The sequence below is a fragment of the Pseudoalteromonas sp. ECSMB14103 genome (genome assembly GCF_000813065.1).
Lineage (GTDB): Bacteria > Pseudomonadota > Gammaproteobacteria > Enterobacterales > Alteromonadaceae > Pseudoalteromonas > Pseudoalteromonas marina.
In genome coordinates this window covers 50,654-68,550 of the sequence record NZ_JWGY01000008.1, presented here as the reverse complement: position 1 = coordinate 68,550, position 17,897 = coordinate 50,654, and the positions used below count along the sequence as shown (strand labels likewise).

16 protein-coding genes are annotated in these 17,897 nt (G+C 39.1%); 8 read left to right on the top strand and 8 right to left on the bottom strand.

The window, feature by feature from the left end; genetic code table 11:
- Positions 1-22 precede the first annotated feature (22 nt).
- From RF53_RS13385 to RF53_RS13375, 3 genes are all read left to right on the top strand, one after another.
- Positions 23-529 carry a glycine cleavage system protein R gene (locus RF53_RS13385; protein WP_006791200.1) on the top strand — a complete coding sequence of 169 codons (507 nt, stop codon included), beginning with the start codon at positions 23-25 and terminating at the stop codon, positions 527-529.
- 95 nt (positions 530-624) lie between these two features.
- The gene (gene ppk1, locus RF53_RS13380; protein ID WP_039037977.1) at positions 625-2,712 is read left to right on the top strand and encodes a polyphosphate kinase 1; all 2,088 of its coding nucleotides are present in this window, start codon (positions 625-627) and stop codon (positions 2,710-2,712) included.
- A complete protein-coding gene (locus RF53_RS13375) occupies positions 2,705-4,192 on the top strand; it encodes a Ppx/GppA phosphatase family protein (RefSeq protein WP_039037976.1) in 1,488 nt (495 codons plus the stop codon). The genes ppk1 and RF53_RS13375 overlap by 8 nt, the downstream gene beginning before the upstream one ends.
- Before the next feature lie 70 nt (positions 4,193-4,262).
- Here the strand turns inward: RF53_RS13375 and RF53_RS13370 are convergent, their stop codons facing one another.
- The 7 genes from RF53_RS13370 to RF53_RS13340 form a co-directional block, all read right to left on the bottom strand.
- Positions 4,263-4,718: a hypothetical protein gene (locus RF53_RS13370; RefSeq protein WP_039037975.1), complete on the bottom strand. Its 456-nt coding sequence runs from the start codon at positions 4,716-4,718 to the stop codon at positions 4,263-4,265.
- Positions 4,719-4,896: 178 nt separating this feature from the next.
- A complete protein-coding gene (locus RF53_RS13365; protein WP_039037974.1) occupies positions 4,897-8,016 on the bottom strand; it encodes an efflux RND transporter permease subunit in 3,120 nt (1,039 codons plus the stop codon).
- Positions 8,013-9,512, bottom strand: coding sequence for an efflux RND transporter periplasmic adaptor subunit (locus RF53_RS13360; RefSeq protein ID WP_039037973.1), 1,500 nt, complete (start codon positions 9,510-9,512; stop codon positions 8,013-8,015). Before RF53_RS13360 ends, RF53_RS13365 begins: the two co-directional genes overlap by 4 nt.
- Entirely contained in the window at positions 9,502-10,869 is a 1,368-nt protein-coding gene (locus RF53_RS13355) for a TolC family protein (RefSeq protein WP_039037972.1), read from the bottom strand. The genes RF53_RS13360 and RF53_RS13355 overlap by 11 nt, the downstream gene beginning before the upstream one ends.
- Before the next feature lie 149 nt (positions 10,870-11,018).
- Positions 11,019-11,393, bottom strand: coding sequence for a hypothetical protein (locus RF53_RS13350; RefSeq protein ID WP_039037971.1), 375 nt, complete (start codon positions 11,391-11,393; stop codon positions 11,019-11,021).
- A gap of 59 nt (positions 11,394-11,452) precedes the next feature.
- A complete protein-coding gene (locus RF53_RS13345; RefSeq protein ID WP_006791208.1) occupies positions 11,453-12,070 on the bottom strand; it encodes a paraquat-inducible protein A in 618 nt (205 codons plus the stop codon).
- Positions 12,071-12,072: 2 nt separating this feature from the next.
- Positions 12,073-13,338 carry an EAL and HDOD domain-containing protein gene (locus tag RF53_RS13340; RefSeq protein WP_006791209.1) on the bottom strand — a complete coding sequence of 422 codons (1,266 nt, stop codon included), beginning with the start codon at positions 13,336-13,338 and terminating at the stop codon, positions 12,073-12,075.
- A gap of 153 nt (positions 13,339-13,491) precedes the next feature.
- On the opposite strand from RF53_RS13340, the gene RF53_RS13335 reads away from it, so the two are divergent.
- Both RF53_RS13335 and RF53_RS13330 read left to right on the top strand, forming a co-directional pair.
- Complete coding sequence (locus RF53_RS13335; RefSeq protein ID WP_006791210.1) at positions 13,492-14,241, top strand: substrate-binding periplasmic protein; 750 nt, start codon at positions 13,492-13,494, stop codon at positions 14,239-14,241.
- A gap of 74 nt (positions 14,242-14,315) precedes the next feature.
- Positions 14,316-14,882 carry a PhnA domain-containing protein gene (locus RF53_RS13330; RefSeq protein WP_006791211.1) on the top strand — a complete coding sequence of 189 codons (567 nt, stop codon included), beginning with the start codon at positions 14,316-14,318 and terminating at the stop codon, positions 14,880-14,882.
- 94 nt (positions 14,883-14,976) lie between these two features.
- Here RF53_RS13330 and RF53_RS13325 read toward each other — a convergent pair whose 3' ends face one another.
- Positions 14,977-15,816, bottom strand: a complete 840-nt coding sequence (locus RF53_RS13325) for a 23S rRNA (adenine(2030)-N(6))-methyltransferase RlmJ (protein WP_039037970.1) — start codon at positions 15,814-15,816, stop codon at positions 14,977-14,979.
- 448 nt (positions 15,817-16,264) lie between these two features.
- Here RF53_RS13325 and zapB point away from each other — a divergent pair, with 448 nt between their 5' ends.
- From zapB to RF53_RS13310, 3 genes are all read left to right on the top strand, one after another.
- Positions 16,265-16,495 carry a cell division protein ZapB gene (zapB, locus tag RF53_RS13320; RefSeq protein WP_006791213.1) on the top strand — a complete coding sequence of 77 codons (231 nt, stop codon included), beginning with the start codon at positions 16,265-16,267 and terminating at the stop codon, positions 16,493-16,495.
- Positions 16,495-16,800 (top strand): cell division protein ZapA, encoded by a 306-nt coding sequence (locus tag RF53_RS13315; RefSeq protein ID WP_006791214.1) that lies wholly within the window; start codon positions 16,495-16,497, stop codon positions 16,798-16,800. Before zapB ends, RF53_RS13315 begins: the two co-directional genes overlap by 1 nt.
- A gap of 62 nt (positions 16,801-16,862) precedes the next feature.
- Complete coding sequence (locus tag RF53_RS13310) at positions 16,863-17,885, top strand: MBL fold metallo-hydrolase (protein ID WP_039037969.1); 1,023 nt, start codon at positions 16,863-16,865, stop codon at positions 17,883-17,885.
- The last annotated feature ends 12 nt before the right edge of the window (positions 17,886-17,897 follow it).

Genomic DNA, 17,897 nt, shown 5'->3' with positions numbered 1-17,897 from the left:
GGCTTAAAAAGAGGCACAATTTATGAAACAGTTGGTAATAACTATTTTAGGAAAGGATCGTCCAGGCTTAGTAGAAGATATTTCATCGGTAGTTTTAAAAAATCACGGCAACTGGTTATGTAGTAACCTTAGCCATTTATTAGGTCATTTTGCAGGGATTATTCAGTTAGAAGTTGCTGAAGAGCATTTTCAGGAACTGCAAAACGCGCTTACCGCTTTACCAAAACTTGAAGTGCGTATTGAAGCTGGCAATACTGAAATTGAACCTTCACCACGTGAACAAATCAATTTAGTGATCACAGGAAACGATCGCCCTGGTATTGTCCAAGAGCTCGCGAGCGTAATACGACACAAAGGAGCAAGTATTACTCATTTAAATTCTAGACAACAAAGCGCACCTAATTGGGGAGTCCCTATTTTTAGCGCTGTTGCAACCGTTACCTTACCTAACGGAATGGATAAAGACGAAGTAATTGATGCGCTCGAGTCAATAACCAGCGACTTAATAGTAGACACAGAAGAAGCATAACTTTTATATTGCGTGTCATACAAGTGACACGCATGTCATTTTAATGTCATTAAATTGTTCTATATTTAACTCAGCGTTAGATAATGGAATATAATATGAATGCCCACATAGAACATACTCAAACCGTTGAATACTTTGCTAAAGAGCTTAGTTGGCTGTCATTCAACGAGCGCGTTCTACAAGAGGCTAAAGACAAAAATAATCCAATAATTGAACGCATGCGGTTTTTGGGGATTTTTTCTAATAACCTTGATGAGTTTTTTAGGGTGCGTGTTGCCGACGTTAAACGCCGTATTTTATTAAACAAACTTCCCGATGCTAATTTTGAAGAAGACGAAGCTTTATTAAGTCAAATTCAACAAAAAGTTTTGCAGCTAGGCAAAAAATTTAACCTAATACACCAACAAATTTTAAACGATTTAACCACTCATAATATCCATGTTGACCGCCCCGAAAAATTAACAGATTTTCATCTTAATTGGCTTAAAGCGTATTTTCATGACAAGGTTTTACAGCATATATCACCCATTTTACTTAATGAAAATAAAGATTACTCAGACTATATAAACGACACAATGACTTACTTGTTTATTGAAATGAGTGACGAAAAAAGCCACTACGCTATGCTTGAAGTCCCCACAGACCGAGTACCCCGTTTTATTATATTACCGCCTGAAAAGACACGTCGTCGTAAAACCATTGTTATGCTTGATGACGTTATTTCTTACTTCTTAAATGATGTTTTTAGTAACTTTTTTCACTTTGATAAAATTCAAGGTCATGCAATAAAACTCACACGAGATGCAGAATACAATTTAGACGATGAGCTAGAAGAAGGTCTGCTCGATAAAATGTCTAAGGGCCTTAAACAACGTATTTATGCAGAGCCTGTGCGCCTTGTTTACGACGAGAGCATGCCAGAAAGTATGTTAAAAGTGATGAAAAAACGTTTAAACGTGAGTCATCATGATGCGCTGATACCCGCGGGTCGATACCGTAACTTTAGAGATTTTATTGCTTTTCCTAATGTCGGTCGCCAGTACCTTGAAAACAAACCACTTCCAGCCATACAAAGCACAGCTTTTAACAAACACAGCAGCGTATTTGACGCAATAAGCGAGCAAGACATACTGCTTTACTACCCATATCACACATTTAATCATTTACTGGAGTATGTTCGCCAAGCCGCATTTGATCCTATGGTGACGCAGATTAAAGTAAATATTTATCGAGTGGCGAGTAAGTCTCGGCTTATTTCTTTACTCATCAATGCCGCTAAAAATGGCAAAAGTGTCACGGTAATGGTTGAGCTTAAAGCACGCTTTGATGAGCAGAACAATATTGAATGGGCTAAAGTTCTTAGCAGTGCTGGAATAAAAGTTATTTTTGGTATTCCAGCCTTAAAAGTGCACAGCAAACTATGTGTTATTCACCGTAAAGAAAAAAACAAAATAGTTAAATACGCCCATATCGGTACCGGAAACTTTCACGAAAAAACAGCTAAAATCTACACTGACTTTAGCCTTTTCACAAAACATAACGGTATTTGTGAAGAATGCGATAGCGTATTTAAGTTTATAGAAAGCAGCTACAAGCCCTTTAATTTTGAATATTTAATGCTCTCCCCTATTAATGCTCGCGACACTTTATTGGATTTAATTGATAAAGAGATTCAGCATGTTGAAGATGGTTTCACGGGAAAAATTACAATTAAAGTAAATAATTTAGTTGATAAACAACTTGTAGATAAACTTTATTATGCCGGTCGTCGTGGAGTAAAAATCCGAATTATTGTACGTGGTATGTGCTCATTAATACCGGGGGTGGCTCACTTTAGCGAAAACATAAAAGTGATCAGTATTGTTGATCGCTTTTTAGAGCATCCTCGCGTAATGGTATTTGGCAATAATGGCAATGATAAGGTGTATATTTCTTCCGCTGATTGGATGACTCGCAATCTTGATCAACGCGTTGAAGTGGGAGTGCCTATTTTAAATAATAAATTAAAACAGCTCATTATGGATATTTTAGAGCTACAATTTAAAGACCGCACAAAAGCTCGGCTAATCGATAGCGAGCAAAAAAATACCTATGTTAGGCGCGGTAACAGAAAAAAAATTCGCTCACAAATAGCAATATACGATCACTTAAAAAAATGGGAGGGTAATTATAATAATGAATGATCACCCATCAATAGCGGCCGTCGATCTAGGTTCGAATAGCTTTCACTTGGTCGTTGCGCGCGAAGTGGATGGCACATTACAAATTCTGCATAAAGAGAAACAGCGTGTTTATTTAGCCGATGGCTTAGACGATAAATTAAGACTAAACCAAGCAGCCATAGACCGTGCACTACTTGTACTTAAGCAGTTTGCAAACACCCTTGAAGACTTCCCTCCTGGTAATGTAAAAGTAGCTGCTACATACACTTTTAGGCGCGCCAAAAATATTCATGCCTTTTTAACTCAGGCGAGTAAGGTATTTCCATTTCATATTGATGTGATCCCAGGGCAAGAAGAAGCTCGGCTTATTTATCAAGGTGTGGCTCATTATGTACATAACGAAGAGAACCGCCTTATTATCGATATTGGCGGAGGCAGTACCGAACTAATTATTGGTAAGCACTTCAAACATAAGCTTCTTACCAGCCGTAATATGGGCTGTGTTAGCTACACAAAACAGTTTTTTAGTGGTGGAGCTATTACGGCTAAGCGTTTTAATCGAGCTGAAATAAAAGCGGAACAAGAAATCGAAGTTATTTTTGCCAACTACATTAACGAAGGTTGGCAAGATGTAATTGGTACATCTGGCACCATAAAATCAATTTTAACCATGGTGTGCGCACAAAACCCGCAACAAACATGTGTAAGTATTGACGATTTACTGGCTCTTAAGCAGCAATGCATTGCCGCTGAACACATCAATAATATAAGTATAGAAGGATTAACGCCTGAGCGTCAGCAGAGTCTATGTGGAGGACTTGCCATTCTTATTGCTGTTTTTAAAGAGTTCTCAATCAATCAGCTCTCTTATAGTGACTTCTCTTTAAGAGAGGGGCTACTTCATGAAATGCAGCAAAAACTCGCCGATAAAGACATTCGCAGCAATACAATCAATAACCTGAGTGAACGATACACCGTAGATAAAGCCCATGCCTCACGCGTTGCTAATACAGCTACTTGGATATACGAACGCCTTAGCAAAGCGTGGCAACTAAATGATAATAACGACATAGCGCTTCTTAATTGGGCTGCTAAGCTACACGAAATTGGCTTGTCTATTAACTCTTCAGGTATTAATAAACACAGCGCTTACATTGTGGCAAATAGCCAGCTTCCTGGCTTTACTCAGCAAGAACAACTCATTTTAAGCTCGCTAATTCGCTTTTACCGAAAAAAAATTAAACGTGATGAATTACCAGAGTTCACAACAATCGCGCAACAACATGTAATTAAGCTTGTTACTATTTTACGCTTAGCTGTTTTATTTAATCAAAAACGCCAAATTAGCCAGCAACCTAATATGAATATTAGCGCTAATGCCACAGGGCTTTTTATTAAATTTTACGATAATTATTTACAAACACACACGTTACTTAATGCAGATTTAGAACTAGAACAGCGTTATTTGAAAAAGGTAGGAATAAGTCTTAACTGCTCATAATATTTTGAAGAGTAAATAATTAAGCAGGGTGCTATTACACCCTACTTTTAGCTAAGTATACTTTAGCTAATTACATATCCATATGGCGATTTGTACTTTGCATCATTTGTTTAAGCCCTTGCTTCTCAAGCTCTAGTAGCTGCGCTAGCTTCTCTTGAGCATGTTCCGTTTCTGCACGTTCAAGTAGGTAACCGTAAAGCGCAATCACTTTTTGATGCTGGCTCGATAAGTAATTTTGAATTGCTTTTTCATCTAACTGCTTATCTTTGCTGATATCGTTAAACGTAATAAGTTCGGGGTTGCTGGCAAAGTACTCATAGCAAAACGTGTCGAGCGTGTTAATTTCGGTAATCGCTTTAAAACCCACTAAATCTTCAGCGAGTTTTTTTTCGTAATTAAGGTAATAATCCACCAGCATGGCATTACGCTCATCAAGTATTGGTTTAACGCTATGAAAGTTAGCCGCCATTTGCGTATGAAATAATACCGTCCAATCGTATACCTCTTTAATTGTTTTAACTTGCATGTGCATTCCTTACTTAGTTAACTTATGAGTTACTAGTTGCTTGAATCATGCCAATAAAAACCACAATTAAAAACAATGGGTTACACTTTAAAAATAAATTAAAATACAAATTAATAGAATAACTTACAGACAATAGGTAATTTTTATAGGGCAATGATAAGCCACTACCCTATCACTGTTACTTAACAGCCTTTTTTCTCCATAATAGGTAAACCGCAGGAATAACTAATAAGGTCAACATTATTGCGCTTACCATACCACCCACCATAGGCGCTGCAATTCGGCTCATTACTTCACTACCGGTACCCGTTCCATAAAGCACAGGTAATAAACCAATAACAATAGTAGCCACCGTCATCATTACAGGACGCACACGTAACCCGGCACCTTCAATAATTGCTTGCTGTAACTGAGCTAACGAAAGTGGTTTATCAGCTCGCTTAGCAGTTAAGCACATGTTTTTATATGCCTGATTTAAGTAAACCAGCATAATCACCCCAATCTCCACGGCAACACCGGCCAGTGCAATAAAACCAACCCCTACGGCGACTGAAAAGTTAAAACCTTGAAGGTACATTAGCCATACACCACCTATCATAGCCAATGGCAGTGTGCACATAATAATAGTTACTTCAGCAAAGCTTTTAAAATTAAGATAGAGCAACACAACAATAATGGCCAAGGTGAGAGGCACTACGTAGGTGAGCTTCTCTTTTGCACGTTGCATATATTCATACTGCCCAGCCCATGAAATAGAATACCCCGATGGCAGTATCAAACGCTCATCGAGCACGGCTCTCGCGCTTTCAACATAGCTACCAATGTCTACGCCATCTAAATCAATATAAACCCAACCATTTAAACGTGCATTTTCACTTTTAATGCCAGATGGGCCATTTTCAATAAATACATCAGCGACATCTCCAAGTGCAATATGCTGTCCTTGTGGCGTCACAATGGGCATTAACATAAGGGCGTCAGGTGAGTCCCTAAAAACTTGCGGATAACGCACGTTAACCGAATAACGAGCCTGCCCTTCTATTGTTTGTGTTACATTTTTACCGCCAACAGCCGTTGCTATAACTTGCTGTATATCGCTTATGTTCAAATTATAACGCGCTGCATTTTCACGGTTTATATCAATTTTTACGTAGCGCCCACCAGCCACTCGTTCGGAGTAAACAGATACAGTGCCTTGAATATCAGCAAGTAGCGTTTCTATTTGCTCACCAATTTTTTGAATTTCACTTAACTGTGGACCTGCCACCTTAATACCTATTGGGGTTTTAATACCGGTTGCCAACATGTCTATGCGTGTTTTAATTGGCATAACCCACGCATTAGTTAAACCAGGAAACGTGACTAATGCATCAAGTTCGGCTTTGAGTTTTTCAAGAGTCATTCCCTCTCGCCACTCGTCTTTGGGTTTTAATTGAATAAACGTTTCAATCATTGTCAATGGAGCGGGATCGGTGGCTGTTTCAGCTCGCCCGACTTTACCAAAAACTGTTTTAACCTCCGGCACGGTTGCGATTAATTTATCTGTTTGCTGCAAAATCTCTCGTGCTTTAGCTATTGATATACTTGGGTATGTAGTGGGCATATACATTAAATCACCCTCATCAAGTGGCGGAATAAACTCGCTACCTATTTTGTTAAGTGGGTAAAAACCTACCAAGGTCATAACTAAGGCAAATATTAAGGTCGTTTTTGGAAAATTAAGCACCCATCTGAGCAAAGGCCGATAAGCCGCTACAAGCAATCTATTTACGGGATTTTTATTTTCAGGTATTACCTTACCTCTTATAAAATAACCCATCAATACAGGCACTAGAGTGATCGCTAACCCTGCTGAGGCCGCCATTGCATATGTTTTAGTGTAAGCAAGAGGTGAGAACATTCGCCCTTCTTGCGCCTCTAAAATAAATACAGGCAAAAAACTCACGGTAATAATTAATAAACTAAAAAACAGCGCAGGACCTACTTCGCTTGTCGCTTTAATAACGACTTCCCAACGGTTTTGATCAGTCAGAGGCGTTTTTTCCATATGCTTATGCATATTTTCAATCATTACGATAGCGCCATCGGTCATTGCCCCTATGGCAATCGCAATCCCGCCTAAAGACATAATATTAGCGTTAATTCCTTGCCAATACATCACAATAAACGCCGTTAAAATACCCAGCGGTAAGGTAATAATAGCCACCAAAGATGAGCGCACATGAAACAAAAACACAACACACACAAGCGCTACAACAATCAGCTCTTCAACAAGTTTGCTTGTCAGATTACTTATTGCGTTGTTAATTAAGTTTGAGCGATCGTAAACAGGAATAATCTCAACGCCCTCTGGTAATCCTTTTTTAAGCGATTCGAGTTTAGCCTTAACCAGTTCAATGGTTTTTTGTGCATTTTCGCCGTAGCGCATAACAACAATACCACCGGTAGCTTCGCCTTCACCGTTAAGATCACTCACGCCACGGCGCATTTGTGGGCCTAGGCGAATATTTGCGACATCACGTAACTGCAAAGCCGTGCCATTTGCATTAGTACCTAATGGAATAGCCTCTAAATCGGCAACACTTTTTATGTACCCTGTGCTGGTAACCATGTATTCCGCTTCGGCCATTTCAATAACAGAGGCGCCTGTTTCTTGGTTTCCTTGCTGTATTGCAGTTTGAATAAGACTCAACGGAATGCCGTAAGCACGCAGCTTATTAGGATCTACATTTACTTGATACTGCTTAACCATCCCCCCTACAGAGGCTACTTCAGAAACACCCGGCACAGTTTGTAATTCAAACTTTAAAAACCAATCTTGTAAGTCTCGCAATTGGCTAATATCAAGCGTATTTGTTTTATCAATAAGGGCATATAGGTAAACCCAACCAACACCCGTTGCATCAGGTCCAAGCTCTGGCGTTGCACCTTCAGGCAGACGGTTTGCAGCTTGGGTTAGGTATTCTTGCACTCGGCTACGCGCCCAGTACAAATCAGTGCTGTCATCAAAAATAATATAAACATACGAGTCGCCAAAAAATGAAAAGCCTCTTACGGTTTTTGCCCCTGGCACCGATAACATAGCAGTAGTAAGCACATAAGTAACTTGGTCTTGAACCACTTGTGGTGCTTGCCCTGGATACGATGTTTTTACTATAACTTGCACATCAGATAAATCGGGCAAAGCATCTACTGGCGTATTTTTAACGGCAAACACACCACCGCCCACTAAAATTAATGTAAGCAACAATACCAATAACCGGTTATGAACGGACCAGCGAATAACAGCAGTAATCATTTTACTTCCTCGCCCATCGTATGTTGCATTGAGGAGTGATCTATTGCGTCTATATTATTTAAAGCGGTGATCACAAAATCATCATTAATAATACTAAACGTGAAATCAATGGTTTGACCTTTAATAAGAGAGTTAACCTCTATATGCGGTGCCAGAACAAAATTCATTGTTGCTGGACCTCGGTTCCACTTTGGAATAGCTTCACGACTAATATTTACAACTCGATTTGCTGCATCAATTGTATTTATAACGCCATTTACGGTTGCACTTTGAGAGTTGTCATCGTTACTACTATCAGCAGCTGGCATCTCCATTCGCTTAAAGTCTGAAAGCTTACTCGACTCAGAATCTATTAAAAATTGTGCAGAGGTAACCACGCTATCGTTTACCACCACACCTGATAAAATAATCGTTTCATCAACGCTTGTTTGTCCTACTTGCACTTCAACAGATTTAAAGCGCCCTTCGCCTAATGCTATAACTACGCGGTTTTGATGTTGCGTACGAATTACAGCTTCTTTTGGTACTACAAGCTGAGGTTCACTCGCTTTTGTATGAATAGTCACCTGAGCAAACATATTCGCTTTTAGCTTAAGGTCTTTATTTGTAAATCGGAGCCTAACCCGGAGTGTTCTATTTTGAGCATCCAGCGCCGGATAAATATAATCGACCTGTCCTTGCCATATTTTTCCCTTAAAATAATCAAGGGTCATGGTTACCGCTAGGCCAACACTAATAAGCGACGATTGACGTTCAAATATTTCCGCCTCCACCCATACTTCATCAAGTTGAGCAATACTCATCATAGATGTACCCGGCTTTACATAAAAACCTTCTCGCACATTCAGCTCATCAACAATCCCACTTTGACGCGCATAAAAGGTAATATTTTGCATTATTTGCTTATTTTTTTGTAAGCGCTCAATAAATTCAGCAGATACATTTAACGACTCTAAACGTGCCTTTGCAGCACGAATTAGTACATTGTTATTTCTATTTACTGCCAATAAAAACTCTTCTTGTGCATTAACTAGCTGCGGTGAATATAAGGTATACAAAGGTTCGCCGGCGTTTACCTTATCGCCTTGCGCTTTTACATATAAATCCTCAAGCCACCCTTCTACACGAGGGTGAATATGAGTAATTTTATCTTGGTTATATTGCACATAACCCACTGTATTGATGTTACTTTGCAGTGTTTTTAACTGCACCTTAGTGGTTTTAACTCCTAAATTATTAATCACCACTGGCGAAATAGTAATCGCTCCTTTTTCACTTTCACTATTACCAACTTCGTCGTAAACGGGCACTAAATCCATTCCCATAGGAGAGAGGCCTGGAGCGTCACGTCTATAATTGCTGTCCATGGGCGCCACCCAATATAAGGGTTGTTTATCGGTAGTTGCCGGTTTTTCATCAACTATAATTTGCGTAAAACCAGCCCATAAACCAGCCCCTACAATAGCGGCAATGAATAGTTTCAAATTAGTGTTCATCAGGCTGCTCCTCGCGTAGTTCGTCCATAACTTGGGAGTCTAAGCTACTCATATAATAATTTAAGCGTGCAATAATAATGTGTTGATCAACTTGGATGTTAAGCGCGTCAATTTTGGCATTTAACTCACTAATACGTGCTTGCATAACATCAGAAAAGTCACCGTCATCACGCGTATAAGCATTCAAGGTTGCTTGTGATTGCTCAGCCATTTGTACTAATAAAATATTTTGATATAGCGTATTTCGTTTTTGTAACTGGGATAGCTGACTATATTCTTTAAAATACATACCTTTGAGCTTTTGCAAAGCGACCCTTTTTTGTGTTTTAGTCGCTTCCGTAATAGATATAGCCGATTTAACGTGTTGGTCTTGCCTGTTATCCGTAAATAAAGGGAGATCAATGCTAACTCCCACAGAAAGTAAATCGGCTCTTGATTGGCCCATTGGGGTGTCTGCTCGATAGCCATACCCCACATTAACCCCTATCTGTGGCTTATAACTTTGTTTCGCTAAGCTCACTTGTGTTTGCTTTGCCAACACACTTTGCTCTATAGCAACAATAGCTGGATGAGCCATAAGTAATTGCATAAGTTGACTAAATTCAAGGGTATTAAAATCAGTAAGCGCCACAGGAGGTATAAATTTATCGTCTAAAGATTTTACTAACATTGTTATGGGTAACCATTGCGCTAGCCGATTTTTAGCACTGTGAAGTTGCTGTTCAAGTATGAGTAGCTTATCTTCTAAGCGGGTAAGCTCTAACTGAGCACGAATAATATCTTGCTGGCGTGTTTTACCCTGCGTACTTGCGTAGCTGGCTTCAGTTATTTGAATAAGCTGAGTAAATAACTCTTTGTCTTTCTCAATCAAATTAATACTATGTTGAGCCCTATAAGCATTTAACCAAAACTCGGTAACCATCGCTTTTACTTGAGCCAACCTATCAGCTCGCTGCCATGGATATTGCTTAGATAACTGAAAAAGCGACTTTTGTTTCAGTGATAGACTATCACCGCGGCTAAATTTTTGGCTTAGACTCACTTTAAATTGAGTCATCCCTTCTTGGTCAAACGCATAACCATTTGTTGGTAAGTTCATAAGACCAAGCGTTAGTGTTGGATCGGGTAAAGTACCCGCCATAATACTTTGCGCCATAATGGCTTGCTCTTGGTGGCGGCTTGCCGATAACCACGGATCATTTGCAAGTGCATAGGTAAGGGCGTGAGATAAGTTTAGCGTACGTACAGAGCTATACTTATCTATTGCGCCAGTCGTTTTTTCTTCTTGGGTATTCGCCGCACTGCTGAACAAAGTCAAACAACATAGCACTGCATTTATTTTCAAAGCGTAATTCATCACTTGCTCCATTTAAAAATTAATAAAAAATTTAAATTGGCAAGAAAGGTGTTTATATCAGCCGCACCTAATACGAAAACTAATCACGTTTTCAAAAGATAAAAATCAGCTTGAGGTTCCATAAAATTTAGACACACCTATCCTGCTATTTAAGCAAACATTGGAGGTCGGTAAAGTGATTTGGGAGAGGTTGTTTGAGCACGCGATTCGCATGTATTAACTTTTTCAGTACTCATAACTGCAATAATCATTAGAATATCAACATTGAGCATTGAGTTAGCCGTACAGCCATTAACGGGACAACTGCATTCATTTTGAGCAGTCGCTTCCTCATCGCAGCAATCCATTTGCATCATGGAATGGTGAGCGCTGTTATTCTCTGCACTACTTTTGTCTAAATGCATGTTAACGTGAACGTTAGACTGATGAGGCATTTCACATTCACTTGATACAGACGCAAACGACTGACCCACAAACGTGAGCAGTAAAGTAAGCGTAAGTAAAATAGTGTACAAGCGTTGCAAAATAGTACCTCAATCAAAAAAGGGGATTTTAAAGTAACTTATAAACGACTACAAATAATTTAGGGCGTGTTTTGTAGTTTGGTTTGGGGTTTAATTAAATAACTGGCAATTACTGTAAATATACAATAGCCACTAAAATACCAAAACCCTTCACCAAATTGTGCATTCATAACAAGCAATTCACCACTTTTACCGTGTGCATTGCCCGCTAAATACGTAACAATTAATGCTATTACAAATACATCAACCATACTCCATTTGCTGAGTGCACAAACAATATTGCCACATACTTGCTTAAGTCTATTCACTGGTAAGCAGCAATATAGTAGCTGTAATAATAGCTTTAAGCTTGGCACCACAACTGAAAAAAGACCAACCAAGGCAGCCACAAGTAAATTATTATTATTTGCTAGGTCTGTGATAGTGCCGTAAATACTTTGCGTTTTGCTATAAGCGCTAATCTCACCGTCTAACTTATCCAGGCCCAACATGTTTGAAAACATCATTAGCATGCTGCGCGTTCGGCCATCGCCCTCTTCAGCTAACATTTCAATCCCCGCTTGAGCAAGTTTTGATTTATCAATATTCCCTTCAATTGTTAGCACGGGTTTTGTAATACCCGGAAATAACAAACATAAAGCAATAACTACACTTACAACAGATAAAAAATTACGCATACTTATTCGCTCATAACTTCTATTACATCATCACTATAAAGCATTGACTCTAATATAAAGCTGTATATTTTTTCTATTTCCATCTCTGGGTTAACCAACTTAAGTTGTGTTTCAACCACTGCCCAGTTTTTAGTTTCAATCGCTTTTGCCAGTAATAAGCAATCACCCAGCAAACCGGTTTGCAGTAGCAAAGCATCTGTTATGCTTTTATCTAGCGTAAACTCTTTTACAATAGTTGCTAGCTCAATATCTAATATCGCATCAAGCATCGAAAACAAACCCACTAAGTAACCTTGCTGAGATAAATTTTTGTTTGTTTCAGCTAATATAAGCTCTATTAACCGAGCGCGTACAAGAGCAAATTTAGTCAACTCTGTTGGTTTATCTATTCCTAAATCGCTAACAGCTAATACACGCACAAATTGGCGAATTACGTCCTCACCTAAATAAACAACAGCTTGCGATATGGACGTAATAACTAAATTACTATTATTAGAACGTGCATTTGCCAAACGTAAAATTCGCGCCGTTATTCCTACATCTTTAGCTACACGCTGATGAATTTCTTCAAAGCATAACGATTCTTTTGCTATTGCTTTAAGGAGTTCGAAAACGGTAACTTTTGAAGGATCGACCCCACTGTAAGTTAGCATTTCTGGGCGGGCAAAAAAGAATCCCTGAAAACAATCACAACCTGCATCACGTAAGTTTATAAACTGATCGTAAGTTTCTATTCGCTCTACTATTATTTTGCAATGAGGGTAACTTCGTTTCAGCTTTTTAACCCGCATATTAGTTTTAATAATAGGCTCTTCAGCCTCAATTTTTATATAACTAACAAGGGCGAGTAACGGCTCCCATTTTTCATCGCCGTCATAATCGTCCAGTGCAAATACATAACCCTGACCTTTCAGCGCTTTAATACGACTAGCAACCGCTGCAATATTTACCGTACGCTCCACAATTTCTATTACAGTATGTTCAGGGTTTAATAGTTTAGGGAATTCATCCAGCAAGGCGTCTGTAGAAAGATTTACAAAAGCAAGTTGGTGAGCTGTAAGCTTTTCTGCACCGACTAGCATTAAGGTATTAAAAAACAAACGGCTGGTCGCATGCTCATCGCTAGTACCTGCAGGAAACGCATTATTTGCTGAGTTTCGGTAAAGCAACTCATAAGCAAACACTGCTTTGTCTGCATCAAATATTGGTTGCCTAGCAACATATTGTGTCAACGTAGGCGTTAACGACGGAGTGTCAGACACGTTCAATAGAATTCACCTATAAGTTTGTGCAAAATTAAAGCTAATCTTTTGAGTCTAATCTATGTTAAAGATTAAAAGTATAGTAAATGCATCTTAATCGTTGCAAAATTTTGCAAAGTAAATAAAACTAATAAAAAAGTTCGTAGTACAGGAGCGGGTTTGCTTATTTTAAAGTGGTTATTGATATTATGTTTAGCATTGAGCTCGCTTCCTAATATTGCAGCACAAAGCAACAATACCCTAAAGTACAACATTAGCTCATCTGGAAGTCATTACCCTTTCTACACCAACAATCCTCAACGCCCGGGAGTGTTACCAGAAATCATTGAAAAAGTATTGATTGACGCTAATATCTCTGCTTCTCATGAATCGCTACCAGCAAAGCGAATCACTAAATACCTTAATGAAGGGATTATTGACTTTGATGTGATCTCGCTTGATTGGCTACCTCAAAGTGAAAGAACCAACACCCAATATGTATTTTCTGACCCATTAATTACAGTAACGGAAATGCTTGTAACGCTGCCCGAAAACACAAAAAAATGGCAACATGTGTCCAATATGAAGGGTAAAAATGTAGGCACAGTATTGGGTTATTATTATCACAATGCAGATACATTTAAACGCGTTGATTTTCCTTCGGAAAAAGAACTCATAGAGGCGCTAGTACGAAAAAGAGTAGATGTTGCCATAATAGGTGAGTTGCCAACCTTATATTGGTCACAAAAACTTAATATCAACATTGGTTTTGGTGCTCAATATTCTCATGGTTTTTTGAGAATTCGCCTGCTTAGCAAACATAAGCACTTAATGCCTATCATTAATAAAGTAATAAAAAACCTCCACAGCATTGGTTATATAAACAACATAGCTGAAAAATACATGAAAGAAATACCCATACAAAACTAAGGGATTTATAACACACACCCAGTGCGCTGAGTTATACTATGCAAAAATATTAACCCGACCAAAAAAGTAGTCCTATGAGTATTGAAAAAGCCTTAATTGAACGCAGCAGCAACCAGTGTGAATTGTGTACAGCTACCAATGACTTATCTGTTTATGAAGTTCCACCTGTAACCGAAACACATTCAGACAAATGCATTTACACTTGCAAAACATGCAAAGAACAAATTGAAAACACCCTAGATGTAACGCCGACGCATTGGCATTGTTTAAATGACAGCATGTGGAGCCAAACACCTGCGGTTCAAGTTGTTGCCTATAGAATGCTATCGCGCTTAGCGCCAGATAACGGTTGGGCACAAGATGCGCTAGACATGGTATATCTAGAAGAAGAGACTCTGGCTTGGGCTAATAAAGCACTTGCTGAAGATGACGATGTTAAGCATGTCGATAGTAATGGCGTGGTTCTTCAAGCTGGCGATACCGTGACACTCATAAAAGATTTAGATGTAAAAGGCAGTAGCCTTACAGCAAAACGTGGTACTGCGGTGCGCAACATTGGTTTAACCAGTAACCCTGAGCACATTGAAGGGCGTGTTGATGGCCAGCGCATTGTCATTTTAACTAAGTTTGTTAAAAAGTAGGCAGTCAATAACTCACACTATCTTCGCTTTTAACTGTGAGTAATAAGTTAGAACAAAAATGCCCAGCAGTGCTGGGCATTTTTGTAAGTAGTGGTTATTCATCAACCAGTTGCTCACACCTATAAAAGCCAGTAGGTTCACTTAACAATGACACTAGCTCAGGCAATACATTATCCATAGTTTGTTTAAGCTTCCATGGCGGATTAATCACTATCATACCTGATGCAGTCATGCCATGAACGTCAGTATCGGCCTCGGTTCCCAGCTCAAATAACTGAATATTTCGCATACCGGAATCAATTAAACCCTGCTCCATATTGTTAATGCGCTCCCGATCAACAACCGGATACCAAATCATATAAGTACCCGTTGCAAATCGTTGATGTGCTTTAATTAATGTTTTTACAACGCGTTCATAATCATCTTTAATTTCGTATGGTGGGTCGATTAATACGCACGCTCTTCGAGACGCAGGTGGCAGTAGCCCTACCAAACCAGTGAACCCGTCTTCACCGCGCACTCGAATAGAGCGCTTACCCTGCATATTACTTTCTAGCAAGACTAAGTCTCTTGGGTGCAATTCAAAAAACCAACCTTTATCTTGACGACGTAAATAATGTTCAGCAATTTTTGGTGAACCCGGATAAAAATCGAGGTCACTCGTATTATTGAACGATTTAATTAGGTCAATGTATTCGTTAAGTGCCTCATGCTCACTTGTGTGCGCCCACAACTTTTCAATACCGTCTTGGTATTCTTGCGTTTTTTGAGCATCAGCTGCTGCGAGTTCAAAAAAGCCTGCGCCAGAGTGCGTATCAATGTAATCTAGCGGCTTATCCTTAACTGTTTGATATTTAAGCACCTCAGCCAATACAAGATGTTTTAGAACATCGGCCGGATTACCCGCATGAAATGAGTGTCTGTAACTAAGCATTATTTATTTTCGCCATACGCAATTTAATATCGCAAGTGAACCATAAGCACTGGGCTTTAGCAACTTGCACTAGGGTCTGTTAACCGTTCGAGGTTAAAGTTTAAGCGGCCTGTTTGATATTTAGGCAAAGTAGAGCCTACATAGTGCGGTTATACTTACATGAATTTAAGCCGGTAGAATAACGCGGGAGCAGTTACCGAGTCCACTGAGTTACAAACCTCGCGCCACGATTAAATACCCCCTAGTTTGAACAAACTTTAATCCGCAAAATTCAACAACCTCTTGGATAAAGGGTGTTTAAATGAACCATATATGAACAAAAAAGCACGTTGTATGAATTATCCCTTAACAAAGAAGAAAAATCAGCTAAAACTCGCGTAAATGCTAGTAAATTAATGTACTTTGCTTTACATTTGCAAGACATTAATTACAGTTATATGAGCGCCTTATGGACAACAATACTCTTCAACAACTCGAACAACTGATCGATTCACTTATTGAACGCAATAATCAATTACAAACTGACGTTGCTAGCTTAAAAGAACAAAACAGCAAACTTGCTGATGATAATGAGCTTTTACAACTAGAAGCGCTTGAAAACGAAGAAAAGCAAAAAGATGCCAGCACAACATTAACTGGCTTGCTTGATAAATTACAAAGCGCACAACAGGCTAGCTAATGTCTGAGCTGCAAAACCAGCGGGTCACTGTTGAGTTGCTAGGTAAAGAGCAGCAATTTGCTTGTCCGCAAGGACAAGAAGAGGCATTGATAGCAGCAGCTAAAAATCTAAACGACTTAGTTGAACAAATGAAACAGCGTTCAACCGTTCGAAACGATCAAAAAGCATTGCTTATGGCAGCACTTAATTTAAGCCACGATTTGCTTGAAGCAAAAACACAAGCAACTGTTGAGCAGCAACACCAAGACCAACTTGTTGATAAACTCAGCCAACATTTGGCAAGTGACCCCGAACAAAAAAAATAAAAAGCGCAACCTGCGCTTTTTGTTTATCATTAGGGTAATAAATGGCCTGCAAGAGATCGCAAATGAAGTACTCCTTACTCACTATTCACTCATCGTTAAAATATACACTCCTGATGATGGGTTTACTTTTTGCCACAGCCAATTCAAATGCAGCTATTAGCTGGCAAACTATTAATAACAATATCCAATTTTTAAAACAACAGGACGATTTACGCTTTTACGACTCAAACCAAGTTTTAATTGAAGGCGCTGAATGCGCCCTACTTGTTGATACCAGCGGGAATTTTGCCGGTGTTGAACAACTTGTCGTTGAACTAAAAAAACGTCTTAAAACGCCTCTTTGTTATTTAGTTGCAACTCATTATCACGACGATCACTTACTAGGAATGGCGGTGGTTCAACACTACTATCCAAACGCTAAACTCATTACCCACCAGCAAGTGAGCGCTGATTTTAAAACCTATCAAAAAGCCTACATCAATAAACTCGACAGCTATGAAAAAAGCATTGAACTGAGTTATCAGCGTTTAGCTTCAATTCCCAAAGAAGAACAAACAGCATGGCGAGAAAAGCTAGAACTGGCTAAAGCACGACTTTTTCGCTGGCGCGAATATAAGCTTAATCCACCAAAAATAGAATTAGCAGTAAGTAAAACGCTTAATTTAGGGAACTTTGAGATAAATATCACACCACACAAAGCGCATACTACGGGTGATTTAACCATTACTACAAACAATGGGAGCACGTTAATTGGTGGTGATATTGTTGATTGGCTGCCTTACCCAGGCCACGGTGAACTTAAAAGCTGGCAAACGTTGCTTAAACAATACATAAGTAATGAAAAGCTATCACTCATTATACCAGGCCATGGTGATACTCTAAATAAACAACAACTAAAGCAACCACTGGCATTTTTAAATGCCCTGACTGAACACGTCAAAAGTAATAAAAACCTAACAACTGAAGCACTCATAGAATCTTTTCCACAAAATGTGCTCGCTCCTTATCAACAAGACACGCTAAACCAAAAGTCGAGCCAGTTTTTTTTACAAGCAGGACTCAATCGCGCTAAAAGCTCACAATAACCCAACACAACG